Origin of the sequence: Mixta sp., from assembly GCF_024610815.1 — a bacterium.
Lineage (GTDB): Bacteria > Pseudomonadota > Gammaproteobacteria > Enterobacterales > Enterobacteriaceae > Mixta > Mixta calida.
Window position 1 is genome coordinate 1 of sequence record NZ_JANION010000049.1, and the last position, 6,655, is coordinate 6,655.

At 56.9% G+C, this 6,655-nt stretch carries 4 protein-coding genes; 3 read left to right on the forward strand and 1 reads right to left on the reverse strand.

What is annotated here, in order from left to right; all coding sequences use genetic code 11:
- Positions 1-185: 185 nt before the first annotated feature.
- From carA to MYY08_RS02930, 3 genes are all read left to right on the forward strand, one after another.
- Positions 186-1,331, forward strand: coding sequence for a glutamine-hydrolyzing carbamoyl-phosphate synthase small subunit (gene carA / locus MYY08_RS02920; RefSeq protein ID WP_353738456.1), 1,146 nt, complete (start codon positions 186-188; stop codon positions 1,329-1,331).
- Positions 1,332-1,357: 26 nt separating this feature from the next.
- On the forward strand, positions 1,358-4,585 hold the full coding sequence (gene carB, locus MYY08_RS02925) for a carbamoyl-phosphate synthase large subunit (protein WP_038628354.1): 3,228 nt from the start codon (positions 1,358-1,360) through the stop codon (positions 4,583-4,585).
- A gap of 145 nt (positions 4,586-4,730) precedes the next feature.
- On the forward strand, positions 4,731-5,879 hold the full coding sequence (locus MYY08_RS02930) for a porin (protein WP_084970026.1): 1,149 nt from the start codon (positions 4,731-4,733) through the stop codon (positions 5,877-5,879).
- Between the two features lie 100 nt (positions 5,880-5,979).
- On the opposite strand, the gene MYY08_RS02935 is transcribed toward MYY08_RS02930, so the two are convergent.
- Complete coding sequence (locus MYY08_RS02935; RefSeq protein ID WP_162287221.1) at positions 5,980-6,438, reverse strand: bactofilin family protein; 459 nt, start codon at positions 6,436-6,438, stop codon at positions 5,980-5,982.
- Between the last annotated feature and the right edge of the window lie 217 nt (positions 6,439-6,655).

The window sequence follows — 6,655 nt, forward strand, 5'->3', positions numbered from 1 at the left end:
GTTTTATATGGGACAGGTAAAAAAGCAATAAAAAGTGCCCTTCAGGGTAGACAATGCCCAGGTCGATCATTAGAATGCGCGCAATTTGCCAAAAATCGACCGGTCAGGCGGTTTTTGCATTGATTCGACCATGCGTTCTGAATTAATATGCAAATATTATGACTGTTTATTCCCTGGAGGACGTTTTGAATAAGTCAGCGATTTTGGTTCTGGAAGACGGAACCCAATTCCACGGTCGGGCCATTGGGGCGACGGGATCGGCGGTGGGAGAGGTAGTTTTCAATACTTCAATGACCGGTTATCAAGAAATCCTCACAGATCCCTCCTATTCCCGCCAGATTGTCACTCTCACTTATCCCCATATTGGTAATGTCGGCGCCAATGCCGCTGATGAAGAATCCTCTCAGGTACATGCGCAAGGGCTCGTTATTCGTGACCTGCCGCTGATCGCCAGCAACTACCGCAGCGAAGAAGGTCTGTCGGCTTACCTGAAGCGCAATAACATCGTCGCTATCGCCGATATCGACACGCGCAAACTGACGCGTCTGCTGCGTGAAAAAGGCGCGCAGAACGGCTGCATCATCGCGGGCGACGCGCCGGATGCACAGCTGGCGCTGCAAAAAGCGCAGGCGTTCCCTGGCCTGAAAGGCATGGATCTGGCGAAAGAAGTCTGTACGCGTGAAAGCTACAGTTGGCTGCAAGGGAGCTGGACGCTGGAAAGCGAACTGCCGGCGGCGAAAGAGGAGGCTGAACTGCCTTATCACGTGGTCGCTTACGATTACGGCGTGAAGCGCAATATCCTGCGTATGCTGGTGGATCGCGGCTGCCGTCTGACGGTGGTGCCGGCGCAAACGCCGGCTAAAGAGGTGCTGAAACTCAACCCGGACGGCATCTTCCTGTCGAACGGCCCTGGCGACCCGGAGCCGTGCGACTACGCCATCCGCGCCATCCAGCGTTTTCTGGAAACCGATATTCCGGTTTTCGGCATCTGCCTGGGCCATCAGCTGCTGGCGCTGGCCAGCGGCGCGAAAACGGTAAAAATGAAGTTGGGCCATCACGGCGGCAACCATCCGGTAAAAGACCTTGATAACAACACCGTGATGATCACCGCGCAGAACCACGGTTTCGCCGTTGATGAAAATGACCTGCCCGCCAACCTGCGCGTGACGCACGTTTCCCTGTTTGACCAGACGGTACAGGGCATTCATCGCACAGACAAACCGGCGTTCAGCTTCCAGGGACACCCGGAAGCGAGCCCAGGCCCGCACGATGCGGCTCCGCTGTTCGACCACTTTATCGAACTGATTGAAGCCGCCCGCGCCGGCCAGTAATCCATTTCAGGAGAGGAAGAGTAACCATGCCAAAACGTACCGACATAAAATCCATCCTGATTCTGGGCGCCGGTCCGATCGTTATCGGCCAGGCGTGCGAGTTCGACTACTCTGGCGCGCAGGCGTGTAAGGCGCTGCGTGAAGAGGGTTACCGCGTCATTCTGGTCAACTCCAACCCGGCGACCATTATGACCGACCCGGAAATGGCGGACGCCACCTATATAGAGCCGATTCACTGGGAAGTGGTCCGCAAAATCATCGAAAAAGAGCGCCCTGACGCAGTACTGCCGACCATGGGCGGCCAGACGGCGCTGAACTGCGCGCTGGAGCTGGAGCGTCAGGGTGTGCTGGCGGAGTTCGGCGTGACGATGATCGGCGCCACCGCCGACGCGATTGATAAAGCGGAAGACCGCCAGCGTTTCGATAAGGCGATGAAGAAGATCGGCCTGGACACCGCGCGCTCCGGCATCGCCCACAATATGGAAGAGGCGCTGAAAGTCGCTGCAGATGTCGGCTTCCCCTGCATTATCCGTCCTTCCTTTACGATGGGCGGCACCGGCGGCGGCATCGCTTACAACCGCGAAGAGTTTGAAGAGATTTGCGAGCGCGGCCTGGATCTGTCGCCGACCAATGAGCTGCTGATTGACGAGTCGCTGATTGGCTGGAAAGAGTATGAGATGGAGGTGGTGCGCGATAAGAACGACAACTGCATCATCGTCTGCTCGATCGAAAACTTCGATCCGATGGGCATCCATACCGGCGACTCCATCACCGTTGCGCCAGCCCAGACGCTGACCGATAAAGAGTATCAGGTCATGCGTAATGCCTCGATGGCGGTGCTGCGTGAAATCGGCGTCGAAACCGGCGGCTCCAACGTACAGTTCGCGGTGAACCCGAAAAATGGCCGTCTGATCATTATCGAAATGAACCCGCGCGTATCGCGTTCTTCCGCACTGGCCTCCAAAGCCACCGGCTTCCCGATCGCTAAAGTCGCGGCGAAGCTGGCGGTAGGCTATACGCTCGATGAGCTGATGAACGACATCACCGGCGGCCTGACTCCGGCTTCGTTCGAGCCGTCAATCGACTACGTCGTCACTAAAATTCCGCGCTTTAACTTTGAGAAATTCGCCGGCGCCAACGATCGCCTGACCACCCAGATGAAATCGGTGGGCGAAGTGATGGCGATTGGCCGTACGCTGCAGGAATCGATGCAGAAAGCGCTGCGCGGGCTGGAAGTGGGCGCGAACGGCTTCGATCCGAAAGTCCATCTGGATGACGCCGATGCGCTGACCCGCATCCGCCGCGAGCTGAAAGACGCAGGCGCCGAGCGTATCTGGTATGTGGCCGACGCATTCCGCGCCGGACTGTCGGTGGATGGCGTGTTCAACCTGACCAATATCGACCGCTGGTTCCTGGTGCAGATTGAAGAACTGGTGCGCCTGGAAGAGCGCGTGGCGCAGGAAGGCGTTAATGGCCTTAACGCAGATTTCCTGCGCACGCTGAAGCGCAAAGGCTTTGCCGACGCGCGTCTGGCGCAGCTGGCTGGCGTCAGCGAAGCGGAAGTGCGCAAGCTGCGCCAGCAGTACAACCTGCACCCGGTCTACAAGCGAGTTGACACCTGCGCCGCCGAGTTCTCCACCGATACCGCCTATATGTACTCTACTTATGAAGAAGAGTGCGAAGCGAACCCGAATCAGGATCGCGAAAAAATCATGGTGTTGGGCGGCGGACCAAACCGTATCGGCCAGGGCATCGAATTTGACTACTGCTGCGTCCACGCCGCGCTGGCGCTGCGCGAAGATGGTTACGAGACCATTATGGTCAACTGTAACCCGGAAACCGTCTCCACCGATTACGACACCTCCGACCGTCTCTATTTCGAGCCGGTGACGCTGGAGGATGTGCTGGAAATCGTCCGCATCGAGCAGCCGAAAGGGGTGATCGTGCAGTATGGCGGCCAGACCCCGCTGAAGCTGGCGCGCGCGCTGGAAGCGGCAGGCGTGCCGGTTATCGGCACCAGCCCTGACGCCATCGACCGCGCGGAAGACCGCGAACGCTTCCAGCAGGCGGTTGACCGTCTCGGCCTGAAACAGCCAGCCAACGCCACGGTAACGGCGCTGGAGCAGGCGGTGCAGAAAGCGACTGAAATCGGCTATCCGCTGGTGGTGCGTCCTTCCTATGTGCTGGGCGGCCGCGCAATGGAAATCGTCTACGACGAGCAGGATCTGAAGCGCTACTTCCAGACCGCGGTTTCCGTCTCCAACGATGCGCCGGTGCTGCTGGATCGCTTCCTGGACGATGCGGTGGAAGTGGACGTCGACGCGATTTGCGACGGTGAACGCGTGCTGATCGGCGGCATCATGGAGCATATCGAACAGGCTGGCGTGCATTCCGGCGACTCCGCCTGCTCGCTCCCTGCCTACACGCTGAGCCAGGATATTCAGAACGTGATGCGTCAGCAGGTAGAAAAGCTGGCGTTCGAACTCTGCGTCCGCGGCCTGATGAACGTGCAGTTTGCGGTGAAGGATAACGAGGTTTACCTGATTGAGGTCAACCCGCGCGCCGCGCGCACCGTGCCTTTCGTCTCCAAAGCGACCGGCGTGCCGCTGGCGAAAGTAGCCGCGCGCGTGATGGCGGGCAAAACGCTGGTGGAGCAGGGCGTTACTGAAGAAGTGATCCCGCCGTACTACTCGGTGAAAGAGGTCGTGCTGCCGTTCAACAAGTTCCCTGGCGTCGACCCGATTCTTGGACCGGAAATGCGCTCAACGGGTGAAGTGATGGGCGTCGGCCGCACCTTTGCCGAGGCGTTCGCCAAGGCGATGCTGGGCGCACAGTCCAATATGAAGAAAAAGGGCCGCGCGCTGCTGTCAGTGCGGGAAGGCGATAAGAAACGCATCGTCGACCTGGCGGCTAAGCTGCTGAAGTTCGGCTTTGAACTGGACGCGACGCACGGCACCGCAGTTGTGCTGGGCGAGGCAGGCATTAACCCGCGGTTGGTGAACAAGGTGCATGAAGGTCGTCCGCATATTCAGGATCGCCTCAAGAACGGTGAGTACAGTTACATCGTCAACACCACCGCCGGACGCCAGGCGATTGAGGATTCACGCGTGATTCGCCGCAGCGCGCTGCAATATAAAGTGCATTACGACACCACGCTGAACGGCGGATTCGCGACCGCCATGGCGCTGAACGCCGACCCGACGGAGAAAGTGATTTCCGTTCAGGAGATGCACGCGCAAATTAATGCTAAATAAGTCGCTGATTTAACCGATAACGGCTCTTCCGGGAGCCGTTTTTTTATGGGTGCGATTTACGCGCCGTAAAGGACGCGGACTTTGACTGGCGAGAGGGTAATGGACCTTATCGCGCCGGGTCTGTCAGGATGTTTAAGGATAAAGAATGAATTTTTCTAAGCGCGTTATTGCATTTTATTGTGGCGTTGGCCTGCTCGCTGCATTGCCTTTCGCCAGCCAGGCGGAAATTACCCTGATTAAACAAGATGCGCAACCGGACGATGCGTTAAGCCGTCTGAAGTTTGCGGTGGGCGGCAGCATCCGTCCGCAGTTCAACAATATCACCGGCGACAGCGATCGCGGCTCTTATAAGCGCAACGGCTTTGATGGCGGCACGCGTTTCCGCTTCGGTGCGGAATATTATCTGACCGAAGATATCAGCTGGCTGGGCTATTACGAGCTGGGCGTGAATATTCCGGCACTGTTCAACTGGGATAACCACTACGCCGAAGGCGCGCACGACACTTCGCGCCGCCAGCTTTACACCGGCTTTAAAAGTCAGCGCTGGGGCCAGCTAACCTTTGGTCAGCAGAACAGCGTTTACTATGACGTCGTCGGCGCCAAAACGGATATCTGGGATTACGATATGCTGGCCCAGGCGTCAAATATCGGCATCAACGGCGATTACGACGGCACCTACCGCGCGCGTAAACAGCTGAAGTATAAAAATCGCTTCGGCGATGCCGATCTTTACGCCTCCTGGCTACTGGAAGACACTGAGTACCTGCCAGGCAACGGCCTGCGCTACAAGCGTCAGGGCGGTGGCTCGCTGGGCGTGGATTACCATTTGACGCCGGATCTGACCTGGGGCACCGCATGGAACTACACCCGTGCTGAAATGCGCAACCCAGGCAACGGCGACAGCAAAGGTTACGATCAGAATATCGTCGGCACCTCGCTGAGCTGGAAGCCGGACAACTGGACGCTGGCGTTGGGCGGCGGCTGGTATCAAAACTTCTCGCCAAGCAAGAAACGCAGCGTCGATAACTACTTCGCTAATGAAGCGTGGGGCGTGGAATATTTCGTTGGCTACACCATTCCGGTGCAGCGTTATGCGGTGAAATCGGTGCAGCCTTACGTGATGGGCGATCGTCTGGAATATACCAGCGGCCGCGATTACCAGCGCATCGATAACGGCGTTGGCGTGACGTTACAGCTCGATTACGGCTTCCGTATCGATTATGAGCACGTCTTCACCTCCAGCAGCGACGACCTGGGTGATATGAACCTGGTGCGCCTGCGTTACGATTTCTGATAATCGCTATACGGCCTGGCGCCGTTAACTGACGAAAGCCTGAACGTCATCGCTGGCGTTCAGGCTTTTTTTAACGCTCATTGCGCTGCCGCATAGCGGTTCAGGCGTGGCTGGCTTTGCTTTTTTTCTGCGTAGGGGGTAATTCCTTATCGGAAATGGCAGGCGCGGGCGCAATGCCGATCACGTTAGCGGCACGCTCAGGCGCTCTGGTGGTTTCGGCATTACCGACAAACAGACCGCCTTTTTTCACCGATAGCGTGGCATAATTCAGCGTGCCGCGAACATGGGCATGCTCGCCAATCTCTATCGATTCCGCTTTGCATTCGCCCTGAATATTGCCGTCGGCAAGCAGCTCATGGCAGTTGATATCGCCATGCACCAGGCCGTTGCGCATGACTTTTACTATCCCCTCGCTGGCGGTAATGTTGCCTTTAACTTCGCCATAGACGTAAACCTGGCCGACAGCCGTAATATTGCCTTCAAAGCAGACCTCACGGGCAATAACGGTATTGCTGATTTTTTCTTCCGGCTGCGGAAGCGTTTTTTCAACCGGCGCCATAGTTTGAACGGTTTCTGTATCTACGGGTTTAACGGGTTTTTTGAACATTTTCGATACCTTCCATTGCAATGCATAAAGTAAAAACGAACCTGCCGCCAGCAGGCCAAATATCCCTGTCCAGTTGAAAGAGGAAAAGCTGGTTACCAATGCCAGGGACCAAAAGCCGATTCCAGTATTAAAAAAGATATATCGCCTGTCCATATCAGCTTTCCTGAAT

Excerpts from the sequence above, each read along its gene's own strand:
- carB (WP_038628354.1), top strand. The coding sequence starts at position 1,358 with ATGCCAAAACGTACCGACATAAAATCCATCCTGATTCTGGGCGCCGGT.
- MYY08_RS02930 (WP_084970026.1), top strand. The coding sequence starts at position 4,731 with ATGAATTTTTCTAAGCGCGTTATTGCATTTTATTGTGGCGTTGGCCTG.
- MYY08_RS02935 (WP_162287221.1), bottom strand. The coding sequence starts at position 6,438 with ATGGCGCCGGTTGAAAAAACGCTTCCGCAGCCGGAAGAAAAAATCAGC.